This window comes from Flavobacterium sp. M31R6 (assembly GCF_013284035.1).
In the GTDB taxonomy this organism is placed as follows: Bacteria; Bacteroidota; Bacteroidia; order Flavobacteriales; family Flavobacteriaceae; genus Flavobacterium.
In genome coordinates this window covers 765743-787580 of sequence record NZ_CP054141.1, presented here as the reverse complement: position 1 = coordinate 787580, position 21838 = coordinate 765743, and the positions used below count along the sequence as shown (strand labels likewise).

General features: G+C 38.2%; 4 protein-coding genes. All 4 read right to left on the bottom strand.

What is annotated here, in order from left to right:
* Positions 1-31: 31 nt before the first annotated feature.
* Entirely contained in the window at positions 32-2953 is a 2922-nt protein-coding gene (locus HQN62_RS03145; RefSeq protein ID WP_173503288.1) for a T9SS sorting signal type C domain-containing protein, read from the bottom strand.
* 248 nt (positions 2954-3201) lie between these two features.
* A complete protein-coding gene (locus HQN62_RS03140) occupies positions 3202-9141 on the bottom strand; it encodes a T9SS sorting signal type C domain-containing protein (protein WP_173503287.1) in 5940 nt (1979 codons plus the stop codon).
* Positions 9142-9428: 287 nt separating this feature from the next.
* Positions 9429-14609, bottom strand: coding sequence for a T9SS sorting signal type C domain-containing protein (locus HQN62_RS03135; RefSeq protein WP_173503286.1), 5181 nt, complete (start codon positions 14607-14609; stop codon positions 9429-9431).
* Positions 14610-14881: 272 nt separating this feature from the next.
* Positions 14882-21583, bottom strand: a complete 6702-nt coding sequence (locus tag HQN62_RS03130; RefSeq protein WP_173503285.1) for a GEVED domain-containing protein — start codon at positions 21581-21583, stop codon at positions 14882-14884.
* Between the last annotated feature and the right edge of the window lie 255 nt (positions 21584-21838).

The window sequence follows — 21838 nt, the reverse complement described above, 5'->3', positions numbered from 1 at the left end:
AAAATGGGGTTTTTTAGTTATTTGACATAAATTAAAAAAGGATTTTATCAATGCGACTGATACTACTGCCAAAAACCGTTTTTACAATTAAAATTTGATGCTTTGGAATTAAATCTGAGATAACAAATTGCTCTTTCTCGATATTACTCTTTTCATAAAGCAATCTTCCTCTCAAATCAAAAACCAATATTTTACCAATATTTCCGTTAAACGAACTGATTTTTATTTGATGATTATTGACAGACACAATAACTGATTTATCTTTTTTATCAAAAGATGGATTTTCTAATGTTGGATCCAAACCACTTACCGGAGGAATTTCTATCACCGGAGGCGTTACAACAATCAGTGAATCAACCATCACTGGAGGTTCTGCAACTACCTGAGGCACAATCACTACTGGAGGCTCTACAGCTACTGGTGGTGTTACAACAATAGGGGGCTCGACTACCACAGGAGCCGTAACCACAACCGGAGGATCTACAACCACTGGTGGTGTTACAACAACGGGTGGCTCTGTAGCTACTGGTGGCTCAACTACCACTGGAGGTGTTACAACAATGGGGGGCTCGACTACCACAGGAGGCGTAACCACAATAGGAGAATCTACAGCCACTGGAGGTGTTACAATAACAGGTGGATCTACAACAACTAATGGCTCAACTACAACTGGAGGTTCGACAACAACCGGAGGCTCAACTACCACAGGTGGAATTACAACTGGCGTATTGTCTTTGTAACGCAACACAAAACGATCATTAAAAACCCCTACCGCTGTAGTGAATGAATAAGGTCCGTCCTTTAAATTATGAATGACATTAGTCACTTTATCTTCAACAAAAACAGGCTGCGTAGCCAAGACCCCGTCTACTTCGTCAATGCTTATCGTAAAAGTTCCTTCGATAGTCGTTTTATAACCCAATGGCACTTTATCCGTTTTGTCAAATGGAACCGCACGCCCCTGAATCACAAAATTGGTGTTTTCATTGATACTGTAAAAATCAATGAATTTGTTGCTGTCTTGTGATTTTCCATCAAAGACACTATCAAAACCATTCGTTGCCCCTGTGGCATAACCCACTAACATTTGCTTGAAAGCCCCTTCTGTATTGGTTAGATTCAACCAAACTCGATGTTTCTCAATGGCAGCAGTTTTGGAACTAGTCCCTTTAAAAAATTGAGCGTTTTTACCTGAAGTCCCTACACGCATGCCATTGTTAAAAACAACAGGCCCTACTGCAGTAGCACTTTTCACAAAGAAAGATTGTCCCGCCGCTATATATCCTAAAGGCTTATTAACAATTTGTTCTTCTCCGGCATCCATAACACCGTTCCCGTTTGCATCCACAAAATTACCGCTGGTTCCCACTCCTCCTAGATAATTATAAGAAGCATAATCCGTTCCCGAATATTTCAAATTAGTAACAGCTGTATTGTGTGTCCAAAAACGAATCGTTCCCTCTAGCCTAGGATTATTGATGCTGTTTTCCAATAAAAAAGCATCTGCACTCATCGCTGATGGATATGGATTTCCGATCAGGTTACTATAACCCGTTGGATCAATCGGCAAGGTGTAAGCTCCATTGTTAGGAATCCCTTCAAACTGTACCGGCTGAATATAAGTAGCTGCCACTGGATTTGGCCAAAATTGCGGCTTCGGAACACGAATAATAAATCCTTTTCCTGGAGGATTCATGGTGTTTGTCGCCGGCTCAATCCCCCATTTGTTCATCGAATAACTCATGTATTTATCCGATAAAGTATTAGGAGATAAAACATTTAGCACTTGATCCTGCACGGGCGACGACCAATACGTATAATCAAAATTCTTCATCGGCGTAGTTTCTCGCTTATAGATAATTTTTCCGGTATTCACTGCGGCATTATTTATCTGAATAAAACTCGAATTATTCTCGAAAGTTAGTATGCCACTACCCTTTACATCCAATCCATTTACAAGCTTTAAAACTACGCCAGAATCTACATGGACTGCAATACCCGAATCTATTTGACAAGAACAAGCTTCTAGAGTCGTATTTACATTAAAATCACTTAAAAACCGTACGTTCTTGGTCGCATCAGGAATACCATTAGACCATGTCCCATCATAAATAGTTTCCAGTGGAGCTACTTTTATAGTATTGGAAAAACTACTTGTGGCACAACTATTGGCTGAACGCAATCGAACATAATAAGTTTTCCCTGCTGTCAATCCTCCAACAGTTTCGGATAAAGCATTTGCTAAGTCTTTATTTTGATAGCCTGCAAGATTATTCATAAAACCAGAATCAGTAGCCACATCGATAAAATAATTTGAAGCTTGTAAAGAAGCTGACCAATTCAACGCAAAAGAAGTCGATGAACAGCTAAGACTTGTTTCCGGCAATATAGGTATTTGTGGAGCTGCACAAGATATATTACCATTAAATTGAAAATCATTAACACTAAAAGTCCCTGTTCCCATATTGGCTGCCCAACCATATAATCTAAAGGTAATGGAAGAAGCTACATTTTGAAATTCAGTAGCAGACAAAGAAACTGTTGAACCCGTTGCCGTAACAACACCTATATCTGATGTAAAATTATCTAGACTGGAACGAAAAGCAAAAAGAGTGGGGCCATTTATAGACACTTGTCCTGTATATACAAAACTAATAAAATCAATTTTTTTATCTGTATTTGGAATTAGTGTAAACTCAAAATAAGCATTAGGATCTAACACATCCGATTTCCAGCCTCTGCCATTATACCTATTATTTGTATTTATACCATATATTCCAGTACCTCTACCAATACCGCTAACCGTAATATTTGGGTCTACAATTTGTCCAATAATGTAAGGATTTGATTCATCAGGATTGACTCCATTGATAGGATTATCAAATATAGATTGTCCAAAAATTAAAATAGGTGAAGAAATAAAAATCAGGAAAACGAAAATTTTTTTTTTCATAAACATAATATTGAATTAATCCCATAAAAACAATAACACAATACTAAAATAAGAATTATATTATAATGTATTTATAATTTTTAATTTAATTTCTTACATGAAAACAAATTACTCCTCGCGTGCCAATGATAAATATCGCCTCGGGTATCTTAATTTATATTAACTATTTTGAAATCATTAAATACTAAAAACAAAAAAATCCCATTCTGAATAACCAGAATGGGATTGCAAATTGTAGTATATATAGATTAATTTTTAAAGATAATTTCTTTCGTCACCCACTTACCGTTTACCAATTGGGTCACAACAATTAAAAATTGATCACTTGAGGTTAAATTCTGAATAATAAACTCATTTTTATTCACATTGTCATTCTCGTAAAGCAACCTTCCTCTCAAGTCATAAACCATCAACGTGGCAATTGTTTCATCGAAAGAGTTAACTTTTATTTGACGATCTTTCACCGATACAATAACCGATTTATCTTTTTTCTCGAAAGATGGATTTCCCAAAGTCGGATCCAAACCACTTACCGGAGGAATTACTATCACTGGAGGAGTTACAACAACTGGTGGATCAATCACTACAGGAGGCACAACTACTACAGGAGGATCTACAACTACCGGAGGCGTTACAACAACTGGTGGTTCTACCACTACTGGCGGCACAACTACTACAGGAGGATCAACTACCACTGGGGGTACTACAATAACCGGTGGCTCTACTACCACAGGAGGAGCTACAACTACCGGAGGTTCAACCACTACTGGAGGAACGACTACAGCCGGCGGTGTTACAACTGGAGTATTATCAGTATAACGCAACACAAAACGATTATCAAAAACTCCCGCAACAGTAGTGAATGAATAGGGTCCATCCTTTAAATTATGAATGACATTGTTCAATTTATCTTCAATAAAAACAGGCTGCGTGGCCAGAACTCCGTCTACTTTATCAATGCTTATCACAAAAGTTCCTTCTAATGTCGATTTATAACCCAATGGCACTTTGTCCGTTTTGTCAAATGGAACAGCACGTCCTTGTATAATATAATTGGCATTATTATTAATACTGTAAAAATCAACGTATTTATAACTGGTACTAGACGCTCCGTCATAAGCATTATCAACCCCATTGGTAGCACCTGTAGCATATCCTACCAGCAATTCTTTGAAAGCTCCTTCCGTATTGCTTAAACTCAACCAAACGCGATGCTTCTCAATTGAAGTCTTCTTTGATTTTGTTCCTTTAAAAAATTGCGAATTATCTCCTGAATGAATAGCTACTCGCATACTATTGTTAAAAACTACGGGGCCGGCTCCAGCACTTTTTACAAAAAAAGATTGGCCTGCCGCTATATTACCGGAAGGTTGTTCGCCACCGGTAACCGCCGCTGTACCCCCTGTCAAATTATAAGAGGCATAATCCGCACCAGCATATTTTTGGTTCGCTATACTCGAACTATGCGTCCATAAACGAATGGTTCCCTCTAGCCTAGTATTATTGACACTATTTTCCATTAAAAAGTCATCGGCACTCATAACCGACGGATATGGATTCCCGATCAGGTTACTATATCCTATTGGATCAATTTGCAAAGTATACACTCCATTATTTGGAACTCCTTCAAACTGTACCGGCTGAATATAAGTAGTTGCCATAGGGTCTGGCCAAAATTGAGGCTTAGGAACACGTATAATAAATCCCTTCCCTGGACCATTCATAGTGCTTGTAGCTGGCTCAACTACCCATTTATTCATCGAGTAACTCATGTACTTATCAAATAAAGTATTCGGAGATAATACATTCAGAACTTGGTCTTTTACCGGTGATGACCAATACGTATAATCAAAATTCTTCATTGGTGTCGTTTCCCTCTTGTAAATAATTTTTCCGGTATTAACAGCACCATCATTCAACTGAATCAAACTTGCATTGTTCTCGAAGATTAAAATACCTCCATTAGTTACCGCATTGGTGATTGTCATTGTATTTCCGCTAGGGATAGTTACGGTAAAGCCAGAATTCACCTGACACGAACAACCCTGAATATCCCCAGTTAAGCTATAATTACCATTAAAAACAAGACTTTGAGATGTTGTAGGTGTTCCTGCAGACCAAGAAGAACCATTCCAAGTATTGGTAGTAGTTGCATTTATTGAAACAGCTGCAGATGACAATGATGAACAAGTGCCATTTGAAACGGTATAATAATATGTCCCTGACGATAAGCCATTCACAGTATAACTCGTTCCAGAATAGGTAATATTTCCAGGATTAAGTGTCCCAGAAACGGGTAATCCCGTTAACAAAACAGAGCCAATATTTACAGTACAGCTGGGTTGCACAATCGGACCGACTGTAGGTGCTGCAGGAATTGTATTTACGACAACCTGAACTTCATTTGAGATTATAGGACTGCCACATGCTGGTGTTGATGTACAAACTACAAACCAGGTACCCGGAGTTAAATCAACTCCTGTTGGAGTATAAGTTGATCCCGTAGCTCCTGATATATTCGTAATAGTTCCGCCTGAAACAGCACGTTTTCCCCATTGATGAGTAATTGCACCGCCGCCTGTATCTGTAATTGTCAAAAGAGTTCCAGATCCATTGGCACAAATAGATTGCCCACTGTTTGGCAGAACACTGGCAGCCGTTAAGGTAGGTGTAACGGTAACCGTACCAATTGTTGAGTTCACGGCACAACTTCCACCATTTTTTACAACTACTCTATATTGAGTAGTACTAGTCAAATTTGCAGCGGTATATGTTGTTGTGGTAATGCCTATAGGTGTAACTATGGACACAAAATTATCGGTAGATGATTCCCAACTTTGAATAACACCTGTATAGCCAGATAGTGTAAACAAAGTACTATTTGTTCCTGAACAAACCGTTGCGCTACCCCCTAAAGTTCCTCCTACACTTGCGGTAGCAACTACTGTTACAGCAAGATTTCTCACAGCGCTAGTCCCACAACTATTTACAGCCGCAACACCAATATTCCCGTTTTGTCCAGATGTACCTGTAGTCACAGTAATACTTGTGGTACCTGCACCTCCTGTTATAACCCAACCTGTTGGAACTGTCCAGTTATATGTTGAAGCATTGGTAACAGCAGCTATGCTGTAAACTTGTCCCGTCAATGAAGGACATTGAGGAGTTGTACCTGCTATAATACCCGGTTGTGCAGGTGTCGCAGGCAAAGTAGCATATGTTCCTGTAGCTGAATCTACACTGGTACCGCAACCATTTACAGCGCGAATCCTAAAATAATAAGTAATGCCTGCTGTTAGACCCGTTACATTGTAAGCTATCACATTTCCAACGTTCAAATTATTATAACCTGCTACAAAACTCGCAAAAGTATTTGAGGTAGAAACATCTAAGCGGTAGTTAGTCACATTACTTGATGCAGTCCAATTGGCTGTTAATTGATTACAAGTAGCTGCAGAACCAACTGGAGATAAAGGTGCTGCCGCTATTCCCGGACTGGTTGTTATCGAAATGACATTACTCGTATAAGTACAACCCGAAGTAGCCGTACTTGAACCAACCACAACTCTTCTATAATAAACAGTGACATTTAAAGTTGTTGTTGTAACAGCAACCGGAGTATAATTTTGTGATGTTGCTCCTGCTATATCTGTCCATGTACTATTATCTGGTGACGATTGCCATTGAAAATTGATAGTTGGATTGGCAGTCGCTCCATTATAAGTAAGTGTTCCTGTGATAGCATTCGGAGTTGTTCCACTACAAAGCAATGCAGGATTTGGAGCCGTTATTGTATTCTGACTTACAACAAAAGGAGTCAAACTAAAACCTACAACATTCCCTCCTCCATTTTCGTAATAATCAAAAACCAAATCACTATTCCCATTCAAATAGATCAAAACGCTGCCGTAAACTGTATTTCCTTGATCTTTCCAAGCATCAAAAACCAATGCACCATCCACATACAAACGAATTCCGTCATCACCATTCATTGTAGCAATATAACAACCAGCAGGTTTAGTCGATTTCATTCTATAACGCACTGCAAATTTATCCGCATAAATATTGGTTCTATTAACCCCATTACTATATGTCTTAAAACATGAGGGATCACCTCCAAAACCTTGAGCTATAGTTTCTGCACCTTCATTATAATAACCCACATAATTCGCATTTACAAAAGGGGAACTTGCTGCTAGTGCCGATGGCGATGCTCCTCCTGGGGGCACCCCTCCCGTCCAATTATAAACATGGCCCACCCATGTATTAGTTCCAACTGCTGCTTGCAAATCTAAAGTATTCCCTACGCTAATTAATTTTAATTGTAAAGATCCTCCTATTGCTCCACTATTTGAACAATCGTTACTAAACAACACAACATTAATCGATCCAGAAAATGTAGCCTTCCAAGTAATCGACGTTCCTGTTGGCGCCGATGAAAATGCCGTCGGGCTTACATTGTTATTGGTTGAAGCATCCAAAATATTTAAACTTTCATTAAGCCCAGAAAAAACATCCCCTACAGAAAAAGTATACGTAAAACCCTGAACCACATCAAGAGTAACATATTGTCCTGAATTAACAGGGGCCGTTGCAATAGTATTTAAAGTTGGGCTGTCTACGCATATTTGATAAGTTCCTGCCGATGTTGTAGGCACAAAAGCGGATGTTGTAAAAGATATAGTTCCTGAGCTCGCCGTCGTATTACATCCATTCATAGCACGAACTCTATAATAATAAGTAGCAGCCGGAGGTAAATTAGTAATAGTGTAAGTAGTTACATTACCAACATTTAAATTAGAATAAGAAGGCAAAATAATGGTAAAACCAGAATCTGTAGCCACATCTAATAAATAACTCGATGCGTTAGTAGATGCTGACCAATTGGCAACGACTTGAGAACAGGTTACGCCAGAAACTGTATTGGCTACAGGAACTGTCAAAGTTCCCACTGGACTTGTAGTAACAAGAATTGAATTACTATTATAAACACAACTTGAGGCTGTTGCCGCTACTGCCGAAACAACTCGCCTATAATAAACGGGTACATTCAAAGTTGTTGTGGTAGTGGCTGGCGGTGAATAATCTTCTGATGTAGCTCCTGCAATATTGCTCCACGTAACATTATCTGACGAAGATTGCCATTGAAAATTTATTGTTGGGTTAACCGTTGCTCCATTATAAATAAAAGAGCTTCCATCAATTACACCAGGTGCAAAACCGCTACAAACTGAAGAAGGTGTTGGCCCAGTTATTGAATTGGTACTCGCTACAAATGGCACCATTGTAAAATTTACATCATTACTTCCGTTTTTTTCATAATATTCAAGCAACAGATCACTATGACCATTCAAATACACTAAAATATTATCATAAGTAGTGGCCGATTGTTGTACCCATCTATCAAAAACCTTAACACCATCCACTGTCAAACGAACTCCATCATCTCCTCTTACAGTCACCAAATAACATCCTGTTAATGTAGATTGCATTCTATATTTAACCGCAAAAGTATCTGTTCTAAGGGTGGCCGGAACATCATTGGCCGTATATGGAAAACACACATCGTTACCTCCATAATTTTGAATAAAATTTTGTGTTCCTACATTAAAATATCCTAGATAATTGCCAAAAGCATTAGCATCACTAGGAGGTGAAGCTACTGCATTCGAAAAATTATAAAGATGACCTACCCAACTATCGATTCCATAAGTAGCTGGAGAATCGGATATGTCATTTCCGCCGGTATAAGTTATAGTAATCGTATCAGCACTCGAACTTGATGCACAGCTATTACCATTATTATTGAATTGAACATACAAAACGCCCGTAAAACTAGCGGTCCATCCTAGAGAAATGGCTGTATTATTCGTTGTTGAGATAACAGTTGCAAGACTTACTCCTGTTGCACTACTGTCAAATAAAGTTATCCTTTTTATAAATCCCAAATCGGTATTTGTCGTTTTTATAGAATATGTATAGCCTTTCGTAACATTTACAGCAACATAAGAACCCACAGTCACTCCTGTAGTAGCTACTTCACCAACATTTGGAGCAATAACTTCAGTATTATAACAAATGGACTGAACGACACCATTAAAAGGCTGATTTGCAAAAGTACATTGGGCAAAACTGATGTTTTTAGATAATAATACGAAGAAAAATAAAGAAAGTAATTTTAATTTCATAGAGTGGTCTAATATGTTTTTTACTAATAAACCTACTTCCAATCAGTTGGTATTAATATTAGTAATATTGGACAAATATAAAACTAATTAGTAATGATTTATCGACAAAAACAATCTTTATTCGCTAAACAATTGTTAATTCAAAAAATAGTAAGTTTTTATCTCTTTTATAGAAATATTAAAACTCAAACGAAATGCTTATTCAATTCATATATAGTTATTTAACTTGATAAAAAAATCCCACTCTGAATAACCAGAATGGGATTTTAAAAAACTTACATTATGAATTAATTTTGAAAAATAATTTCTTTCGTCACCCATTTTCCGTTTGTCAATTGCGTGACAACAATTAAAAACTGATCGCTAGAATTAAGATCTTGCACTATAAATTCATTACTGTTTACATGATCATTTTCATAAAGCAACCTTCCTCTTAGGTCATAAACAATAACCATAACCATCGTTTCATCAAAAGAATTAATTTTTATTTGATGATTTTTTACAGAAACTATAACCGATTTCCCTTTTTTATCAAAAGATGGGTTTTCCAATGTCGGATCCAAACCAGTTACAGGAGGTATTTCTATCACGGGAGGTGTTACAACAACAGGCGGAACTACAACTACCGGTGGCGTTGAAACAATCGGTGGATCTACAACAACTGGAGGCATAACTACTACAGGAGGTTCGACTACCACCGGAGGCGTTACAACAATCGGTGGATCTACAACTACTGGAGGCGTTACAACAATAGGAGGATCTACAACTACAGGAGGAGTTACAACTACAGGAGGAGTTACAACAATAGGAGGCGTTACAACAACTGGTGGATCTATAACAACAGGTGGCGTTACAACAATAGGAGGATCAATCACTACAGGAGGCGTTACAACAACTGGTGGTTCTACCACTACAGGAGGCGTTACAACAACTGGTGGTTCTACCACTACTGGCGGCACAACTACTACAGGAGGATCAACTACCACTGGGGGTACTACAATAACCGGTGGCTCTACTACCACAGGAGGAGCTACAACTACTGGAGGTTCAACCACTACTGGAGGAACGACTACAACCGGCGGTGTTACAACTGGAGTATTATCAGTATAACGCAACACAAAACGATTATCAAAAACTCCCGCAACAGTAGTGAATGAATAGGGTCCATCCTTTAAATTATGAATGACATTGTTCAATTTATCTTCAATAAAAACAGGCTGCGTGGCCAGAACTCCGTCTACTTTATCAATGCTTATCACAAAAGTTCCTTCTAATGTCGATTTATAACCCAATGGAACTTTATCCGTTTTGTCAAATGGAACAGCACGTCCTTGTATAATATAATTGGCATTGTTATTAATACTGTAAAAATCAACGTATTTATAACTGGTGCTAGACGCTCCGTCATAAGCATTATCGGCCCCATTAGTAGCACCTGTAGCATATCCTACCAGCAATTCTTTGAAAGCTCCTTCCGTATTGCTTAAACTCAACCAAACACGATGTTTCTCAATTGAAGTATTTTTTGACTTTGTTCCTTTAAAAAATTGAGCATTTTCTCCTGAAACGCCAACTCGCATACTATTTTTCAAGACAACAGATCCACCATCAACGCTTTTTACAAAGAAAGATTGACCGGCCGCTATATTACCTGATGGAATTACGATACCATTCCCGGTAGTCACCCCTCCTAAAATATTATAAGATGCATAATCCGCACCAGCATATTTTTGGTTCGTTATATCGGTAGTGTGCGTCCACAATCGAATAGTTCCCTCAACTCTGGTATTTGTAACCGCGTTTTCAATTAAAAAATCATCAGCACTCATAGCCGACGGATAGGGATTCCCGATCAGGTTGCTATACCCAGTTGGATCAATTGGTAAGGTATATGCACCATTATTTGGAACTCCTTCAAACTGTACCGGTTGAATATAAGTTGTTGCCAGCGGATTTGGCCAGAATTGTGGCTTTGGAACCCGAATAATAAATCCTTTCCCTGGAGGATTCATCATGCTCGCCCCAGACATTTCAACTACCCATTTGTTCATTGAATAACTCATGTATTTATCCAATAATGTATTTGGAGACAAGGTAAACAAAACTTGATCTTCCACCGGTGATGACCAATAGGTATAATCGAAATTCTTCATCGGAGCAGTTTCTCGCTTGTAGATGATTTTTCCGGTATTTAAACCCCTTGTCTCATTTACTTGGATCAAACTTGCATTGTTCTCAAAGGTTAAACTACCTGTTGGATCAACGTGCAATCCGTTTTGAATTTTTAAAATAGCAGCTGCATTCTTACCCGGTAAATATAATGGATCTAAAACTGGAACTCCAACAACCACATTTGCTGCTGGGTCAATTTGGCATGAACAGGCATTTAATTGGGTTGTTATCTTGGCGTTACCTATAAAAACAACTTTTTTGGTGCTATCCGGCATACCATTAGACCAGGTAAGTCCGCCATCTGTGGTTATAGTAATAGGCACCGAAATAGTGGCTGTATTTGAATTGGCACTAGTTCCGCAACTGCCTACAGTACGTGCTCTGACATAATAGGTTACTCCTGGCATTAATCCGTTTACAGTAGCTGAAGGCGTAGCTGATGGTGCAACAGAAACATTTTGATATCCTGTTACAAAAGTCCCAAATGAAGAATCTAGAGAAAGATCAAATCGGTAATCTGTACTATTTAGAACCGCAGCCCAAGCTTCATTAGCAGAAGTATCCGTACAGCCCAAAACCACATTGTTTAGAACTGGAGCTATCGGAGTTGCGTTCACTGTCATTGTTATAGTATTCGAAGTTGCCGGACTACCTGTCAAACAAGGAGTCGCAGTCGATGTCATAACTACGGAAACTGCATCACCATTTGCCAAAGTGGATGTTGTATATGTAGCTGCTGTTTCCCCTGAAATTGGGGTGCCTCCTTTGTACCATTGGTACGTAGGGGCTCCCCCATTGATTGGACTGGCGGTAAAAGTTACTGAGGTCCCCGCACAAATTGTTGTTGCTGTTGAAGCTACAATAGTCACACTTGCAGGCAAATTTGGATTTACTGTTACAGTTACCGCATTCCCATTTGTTGTACCGCAACCGTTAGTGGCATAATATCTAATCTTTTTACCATTGTCAGCAAAGGCAACCGTATAAGGCATTGTTTGATTTACAAATGATCCATTAGAAACTGCTGTTTCCAGTTGCCAGCCTGATGCCGTAACTGCTGAACCATTAACTATAACCACTGGTGCCGTTGGATTCAACGAACCACTTGAGCACAGTGCTGCTGGTGCTGAAATTGCAACAATTGTTGGCGATGCATTTACTGTAATAGTTCCTGTAGCGTTAACACCTCCACAACCGCCCATTAATGAAATGCTATAATTAAATGTTCCTAATGCTGTTGGAGTTCCACTAATAGTGATAATATTTGATGCAAAAGATGCACTCACACCAGCTGGCAAATTTGTTGAACTCCCAATTCCTGTAAATCCACTCGTTACATGGGTTATTGGAGTTATTGCTGTATTGAAACAAACCGTTGGAGTTGATGACGCAGCTGAAACGCTTCCGCCATCAATTGTTAATAATTTTGATGTAGAAGATAAACAGCCAGTACCTACCGTATAAACTACGCTAACAACACCAGCCAATGTTCCTGTAACAACCCCAGCACTCGTAATAGTTGCTGCTCCAGATTGATTAAAAATAGACCAAGTACCATTTGAAGGATTACTTCCGCTGTTTGTAAATGTAGTGCTCGCTCCAACACAAATCGATGATGCTCCAGAAATTGTTCCTGGATTAGAAGAATTATTACCCTTTTCTACAAAGGTAACTACATTAGAATACCCCCCAAATCCACAACTGGTTTTTGATTTCACTCTATAATAATAAGTTCCTCCACGAGCTAAACCAGTTATATTATATGCGATAACGTTCCCCACATCTAAATTTTGATAACCGCTTACATAATTTGTAAATGCATTATCTATTGCAACATCTAAATAATACCCATCTACACTAGCGTTGTTCCATTGAGCCATCCAATCATTACAATTAGCATATCCTGTATTGGCTGTAGGTATGGGTATGGATAAGGTTGTAAAACTGCCTACAGCCGAATTATCGCTCAAACCGCAAGATTCTAGGCGTCTAACTCTAAAATAATAAACCGTATTTGGTGTCAATCCAGATAAAGTTAAATTGTTTACGTTTCCGACATCTTTATTACTATAAGCTGAGACCATAGTTCCAACAGAAAATGTATTACTGGTTGCCACGTCCAAATAAAACTTTGTAGCAGAACCATCCCATCTTGCTATATAACTACACCAGCTAGCATTATCTCCTCTAATATTTGTTGGAGTAGCTATCGTCAATGTCGTAAAAGTTCCTGTGGAAGAATTATTACTTAAACAAGAAGAACCAAATGCCCTAACTCTAAAGTAATATGTAGTATTTGAAGTTAATCCAGTTAATGTTACATTATTTACATTACCCACATCTTTATTATCGTAAGCCGAAACAATAGTCCCCACATCGAATGTACTGGTCGTCGACACATCTAAATAAAACTTTGTAGCAGAACCACTCCAACTTACAACATAACCATTACAACTTGGACTCCATCCACCTAAGCTAGTTGGCGCAGCAGGTAATGGGGTTGGCGTAACTTTAACAACATTTGAATTTGAAGATGAACAACCTGACACAGTCACAATACGTCTATAATAAGTCGTTGTTGTTAATGCTGATGATGTATAATTATTTCCTGTTGCCCCTGAAATATTACTAAATCCTGTTGAAGAAGAAGTTGTACTAGATTGCCATTGATAAGAATAGCCCGTACCCATATTCCCTGTAAGAGTTGCTGTACTGCCGGAACAAATCGTCTGAGAAGCTGAAATAGTATTGACAGAACAACCATAATTACATCCATTCCCACTGGTACAATCATCTCCAGTTCCAAAAACTGTACCGCCACCCGTAACTGTTCCTGTTGTAGACAAACTGCCTGAACCAGTAATTGTAGAACCATTACCAACTGTAACATTCCCATCTACGCTTACCGCTCCGTCAAACTTAACATTATTACTATTATTGCTGTTATTCAACAAACCATACACTATCATTGACGCTCCTGAATTTACAGTAACTTTAGAACCGTTTTGAAAATCTACCACCTGTGTAGATGCAGAATTACCAATTGATCCAACAGTTAAAACTGCAGGAGAATTAACAATAAGTTCACCATTATTTTTGACAGAGATACTCGCAACATTAACATTCGAATTAATTATAATAATTCCCGAAATAGAAGTCGAAGGAACTCCAGATGGGGACCAGTTTGAAGCCGTATTCCAATCTGTACCGGGACCTACAAAAGTTTGGCCATTAGTATATAATGTAAAAAATAATAAAAATGAAAAAAGGATTTTCCTAAGTAATATTCTAGTCATATAGGGGGTGGTATTTAGAATCTAATTTATTTTTGCTAATGAACCTGATTTCAATCAGTTGGTATTGCCATTAGTGGATTGCATACCTTTGTATAAAGGCATGCAGAAATTTTTGCAAATATAAAACTAAAAACCACTCATTTAGTGACATATAGCATCTTTATCAGCTAAACAAATGTTAAATATGAAATTTGTAAGATTTTGTTTTTAAAAATTAATAACCCCATTCTGAATAATCAGAATGGGGTTATTAATAAAGTAATACTATGAAATTAATTTTGGAAAATAATTTCTTTCGTCACCCATTTTCCGTTTGTCAATTGCGTGACAACAATTAAAAACTGATCGCTAGAATTGAGATCTTGCACTATAAATTCATTACTGTTTACATGATCATTTTCATAAAGTAACCTTCCTCTAAGGTCATAAACAATAACCATAACCATCGTTTCATCAAAAGAATTAATTTTTATTTGATGATTTTTCACAGAAACTATAACCGATTTCCCTTTTTTATCAAAAGATGGGTTTTCCAGTGTCGGATCCAAACCAGTTACAGGAGGTATTTCTATCACGGGAGGTGTTACAACAACAGGCGGATCTACAACGACTGGCGGTGTTACAACTACAGGAGGAGTTACAACAATAGGAGGATCTACAACTACCGGAGGCGTTACAACAACTGGTGGATCTATAACAACAGGTGGCGTTACAACAACTGGTGGATCAATCACTACAGGAGGCGTTACAACAACTGGTGGCTCTACCACTACTGGCGGCACAACTACTACAGGAGGGTCTACAACTACCGGAGGCGTTACAACAACTGGCGGCACAACTACTACAGGAGGATCAACTACCACTGGGGGTACTACAATAACCGGTGGCTCTACTACCACAGGAGGAGCTACAACTACTGGAGGTTCAACCACTACTGGAGGAACGACTACAACCGGCGGTGTTACAACTGGAGTATTATCAGTATAACGCAACACAAAACGATTATCAAAAACTCCCGCAACAGTAGTGAATGAATAGGGTCCATCCTTCAAATTATGAATGACATTGTTCAATTTATCTTCAATAAAAACAGGCTGCGTGGCCAGAACTCCGTCTACTTTATCAATGCTTATCACAAAAGTTCCTTCTAATGTCGATTTATAACCCAATGGCACTTTGTCCGTTTTGTCAAATGGAACAGCACGTCCTTGTATAATATAATTGGCATTGTTATTAATACTGTAAAAATCAACGTATTTATAACTGCTACTAGCCGCTCCATCATAAGCATTATCAACCCCATTGGTAGCACCTGTAGCATATCCTACCAGCAATTCTTTGAAAGCTCCTTCCGTATTGCTTAAACTTAACCAAACACGATGTTTTTCAAATGAAGTCTTTTTTGATTTTGTTCCTTTAAAAAACTGAGAATTATCTCCCGCATCAACAACAACTCTCATACTATTCTTAAAAGTAACGGAGCCACCACCAACACTTTTCACGAAAAAAGATTGGCCTGCCGCTATGTTACCAGATGGAATTTCTCCACCAGTAACCGCCGCCGTACCTCCTAACCTATTATAAGAAGCATAATCGGCACCAACATATTTTAGATTTATAATAGGTGAACTGTGCGTCCATAAGCGAATTGTTCCCTCTACTCGATTATTATCGCAGTTTTCATCCAAAAATTTATCAGCACTCATAACCGACGGATAGGGATTCCCGATTAGATTACTATACCCATTTGGATCAATTGGCAAAGTGTAAGTACCATTATTTGGAACTCCTTCAAACTGTACTGGTTGAATATAAGTTGTTGCCAGAGGATTTGGCCAGAATTGTGGCTTTGGAACCCGAATAATAAATCCTTTCCCTGGAGGATTCATCATGCTCGCCCCAGACATTTCAACTACCCATTTGTTCAATGAATAACTCATGTATTTATCCAATAATGTATTTGGAGACAAGGTATATAAAACTTGATCTTCTACCGGTGATGACCAATAGGTATAATCGAAATTCTTCATCGGTGTGGTTTCGCGTTTGTAAATGATTTTTCCAGTATTTAAACCTGTTGTCTCGTTTACTTGAATCAAACTTGCGTTGTTCTCAAAAGTCAAGCTGCTTGTAGGATTAGTATCATCAACCGTTAAACCATTTTCGATATGTAAAATAGCATTGGCATTTTTATCTGCTGTATACAGTGGACTCCCTGATGGAAACCCTACTACAACTTTTACACCTGGGTTGATTTGGACAGAACAAGCGTTTAATGGAGCTGTTATGGTGTAGTTTGCAGCAAAAACAACTATATCAGTTGATGTTGGCGGTGTCCCCTTTGACCATGCACTTCCATTCCAAGTATTGGTAATTGGTGCATTTATTGGGATTGGTAAAGTAGCCAATGAAGTACAACCCGATCCATTTCTAGCCGTTACTGTATAAGAACCTGCTGCTAGATTATCAAAAATTCCAGTAGTATTTGTATAATCTGTTCCATCTATACTGTAATTAATTCCCGTTGGTGCAGTAACTGTAATAGTTCCTTTTGAAACTATACAAGTAGGTTGAGAAGTAGCGCTAGCCGTTGGAGTCGCTGGCACAGCGTTAACAGTCATTGTTATTGAATTCGAAGACATTGCTGGACTTCCTGTCAAGCAAGGAGTTGCATTTGATGTCATCTCACAAGTAATAACATCACCATTTACCAAAGAGGTTGATGTATAAGTAGCAGCTGTTTCTCCTGAAATTGGGGTACCTCCTTTGTACCATTGGTATGTAGGGGTTGTTCCTCCATTCACAGGCGTAGCAGTAAAAGTTACTGAGTTTCCTGAGCAAATTGTTGTTGCTGTTGAAGCTGAGATGGATACGCTCGCAGGTAAATTTGGATTCACCGTCATAGTCAAGCCCGAACTCGTAGCCGGAGAACCTGTTAAACAAGGAGTCGCATTCGAGGTCATTACACAAGCTATTACATCTGTATTCGCAAAAGCTGTTCCCGAAATTCCTGTATAGGTCACAGAAGTAGCACCACTAATATTTGAACCGTTCTTAGTCCATTGATATGTTGGAGTAGTTCCACCGTTTGTCGGTGTAGCTGTAAAAGTTACTGATGTTCCAGAACATGAAACCTGTGTTCCCGCTGTGATAGCGATACTTACGCTCGCAGGTAAATTTGGATTCACCGTCATAGTCAAGCCCGAACTCGTAGCTGGAGAACCTGTTAAACAAGGAGTCGCATTCGAGGTCATTACACAAGCTATTACATCTGTATTCGCAAAAGCTGTTCCCGAAATTCCTGTATAGGTCACAGAAGTAGCACCACTAATATTTGAACCGTTTTTAGTCCATTGATAGGTTGGAGTAGTTCCACCGTTTGTTGGTGTAGCTGCAAAAGTTACTGATGTTCCGGAACAAGAAATCTGTGTTCCCGCTGTGATAGCGATACTTACGCTCGCAGGTAAATTTGGATTTACAGTTACTACCCAACTTCCTGCCGAAACAGTAAATGTCGTATTACAAGTATTGTCTTTTGCAAAACGGGTATAAGTTGTTGTAGCAGTCAATCCTGCTGGTGGATCATAAGTAGCCGAATTTGAACTCGCTATATCCACTCCGTTGGCTTGCCATTTGTACGTAATGGTATTATCTCCTCCACTGGCTGCTGTTGTACTTCCAATCAATGATGGATTTCCATTATAACAAATCGTTTCTCCGGTGGTATTGATAGCTCCTGATGTGAAACTTGCATTTACCGTTGTTGCTATAGATGAAGTAGCTGTACTAGCTGTACATCCTAAGGCATTATTATAATTTATAGTGACAATTTTACTTCCTGTTGTTAGCCATTTTAAAGTTACTGTATTGTCAGCACTAGAACCTCCAGAAGTAATACTGTAATCTGTATTTAAAACTCCCGGAATTGCCCAAACATAATTAGTTTGACCTGATTGAGTAGTATAAGTAACATCAGTATTAATGCAGGCTATTGCTCCTGGTTCAGCAGTAAGTGTTACTGTTGGTTTTGCATTAATCACAAATGTTGTTGGAGTTCTACAACCTGGATTCGAAGAACATTCTGCATAAAAAGTATAGGTTCCTGGAGTGTTAGTATTGACCAAAGCAGGAATCAAAGCAACCACTTCTGGATCATTAATTGGGTTAAATGAATTGCCAGACTCAACAAGATTACCTCCGCTTGCAGCGTCGTACCAAGTTGTAATAGGTGTATAAGTAACAGCTATTGAAATATAATCAACTGATGCTGTTCTATTATTTGCCGAAGTTACAGCGAAAGCAACACCAAAGCCTGAATTTTGAACATCAGAAGCAGTTAAAGAAGGAGTTCCCCACCCAGCAGGTGTATAACTATAATTTGCAAAGGCAGTATTAGTGGTAGTCCAAGCAGTTAGGCTTTTATTATTTGTTGCAATTATTGAACCTCCTACTATTAATGATACAGTTGAATCAAAAGTATTTGTATTATTAGAAAACTTTCCAATCTCTACATTAATATTATTTATAGTAGAATTATTTGGCACTCCCATAGAATTAAATTGGAAGTTTGTTGCACTTATTATTCTTGAAGTAGAATTATTAACATTAACTGCTGCATAATTAGTATCATCAGTACCCAATCTTGCTACTGTTGCATTACTCCAATTTGTTCCTGTGGTTCCAACTGCTACTGTCCCAACAAATTTTTTAGATGTTGCCGTCCCACAAGCAACAGTACTTTGCAGAGCCGCTCCTGACACATCTCCTTGACAAATGGTTACTCCAGTTGTTGTTGGCCCTGTAATTGTTGTAATAACTTCATTAGATATAATCGCACTTCCACAAGTTGGAGTAGAAGTACAAACAACGTACCAAGTTCCCACTCCTAAATCTGTATATGAAGGTGTATAAGTTGCCGTAGTTTGCCCTGATATTGCTGTGATTGCACCACTTGGTGCAGAGCGTTTACCCCATTGATACGTAACGGTACCTCCTCCTGTTGGGCTAACGGTTAACGTATTTCCCGTTAACGCAGATGCACAAAAATTTTGGGCTGTATTAGGTGTAATTAGCGCGGCGGATAATGTAGCTGTTACAGTTGTAGTTATTGAGGAAGTAGCAGTAGTTGCCGTACAGCCAGCTGTATTCGTATAATTAATAGTTACCGTTTTACTGCCTGCTGTTAACCATTTTAATGTTACTGTATTACTAGTTGCCCCTATTCCTCCAGAACTAATACTATAATTTGTACCCAATGTTCCCGGAACTCCCCATACATAATTTGTTTGACCTGATTGTGTCGTATAGGTTACATCTGTATTAGAACAGGCAGTTGCACCTGGCTCCGCTGTAAAGGTAACTGCAGGCGTTGACATATTTACTAAAACAGGAGTCGAAGTCCCAGTATTACCGCCACAAGTTACTTGACAACGATAATAAGTTGCAGTTGTTTGCGATGTTGTAAAGATTGGATTTGTCGAAGCTACATCGAGATATTTAATAGTTAAATTATCAATACTATGTTTATCACTTGATCCACCCGTACGAGCTGAAAATTTGAACTTCCAAGTTGATTTATTTGCTCCAACATATCCGGGCAATGTAAGACCCGAAACAATGGTTGTCCCTGCAATAGTTAAAGACAATGAACCATTCGCATCAACTGTCAATACAACATTTCTATAGGATGTATTTCTTAAATCAAACAAGCCAATTCTTGATGCAAAAATTGGAATACTAGCATAACTAATCTTAAGTCTACTTCCAGTCGCTCCACCATCATTATCATACGAATCAAACTTAACAATTAATCCGCTTCCTTCTCCCTCTTCTCCTGGGCCAGAATCATTATTAATATTTGATGCATAACTTAAACTTAATCCATCTGCTCCAGTACCATCAAACATTCGGTAGTCGAACGTAGCAGTAAAAGGTGTTATATTAGATCCAGGAGTAGAATTTATTACGAATCCACCTGTATAACTATTATTTACAGGCGTCAATATTAATTCTCCCCCTGCTACTGAAGTTGATGCTCCGTAGACACTAGCTCCTGCTGGCATAGAAGAAAAATCAGTACTGAAAAATGTTGTTGGAGATGGCACAGCATTTGTCCAAGAAGTTCCATCAGGCGAAGTCTGCCAATTGTAAGTTGCTCCCCCAGTAGTTGCGTTTTGTAATGACAATGTAAACGGATTGTTAGAGCAGACAGGATTTGCTGTGGACAATGTATTCCCAGGCGCTGGAGTTCCTGAGCAAGAAGCTATTATATTGATTGTATAATCTTCTACTTGACCATAATTAAATACATCTATTACTCCACATGGATTTGTATTATAGGCTCCATAATGCCCTATAATACGCATTCTTGTATTCCCTAAATTTGCTGCTGCAGGAATCTGTAAAAAAACAGATGCCAATTTATTATCACTTCCTGTAGAATTTCGTATTGTACCTATATTAATTGACTCCCCAGAATCTGCAAAATCACCATCACTATTCCAATCAAAAAATGCTGTATAATAATACGTAAAATCTCCACTTGTATTACCCTTAACGGTTATAGTATAATTTTGTCCTCTTGTTACATCTGCTGCCGTAACACTAGAAGTAAAGTCCTCGTAACCTGAAGAAGATGTTGATGTAGAACTTGCATTATTAATTGATCCAAATAACACATTTGTTATTGGTATTACATTTGTAAAGCCAAAATTACAGTAAGCCGCAGTAACTTTCACTAGCTCATTGGAACCTAATAAAACTCTTTTATCCTTAGTCGCCGCATTCGCAAACGAAACCACAAACAACAAAAACACTGAAAAGAAAACAGTCTTCAATGATCCCGTATTTTTACATTTTATTTTATTCGATAAAGTTTCTTGACTATTATCCTGTAAAAGAGACAAAACTATTTCCTTAAGTTTATTCAAAGACAAACATAAAACAGCAGTAAATAAAAGTAAAATTCTATTCATAGATTTGGGGGTATTTGGGGCATAATACAATTCTTCAAAAAGAGGCCATCCTTTATATATTTTTAATAACGAATGTAGCACTTTTTTAGACGATATTTTTGCATATCAAAGCCAAAACACGTATTTATACGCCGTAAAATTAAGCATTAAAAATTAGCGGTAAAAAAAGTTGCCGATAAAACTGAAAATATTTAGTTAAATCACTGTTTTTTAACGCTTTTGTAAGTTTTAACTTTGCAGTTTTTCTAAGTAAAA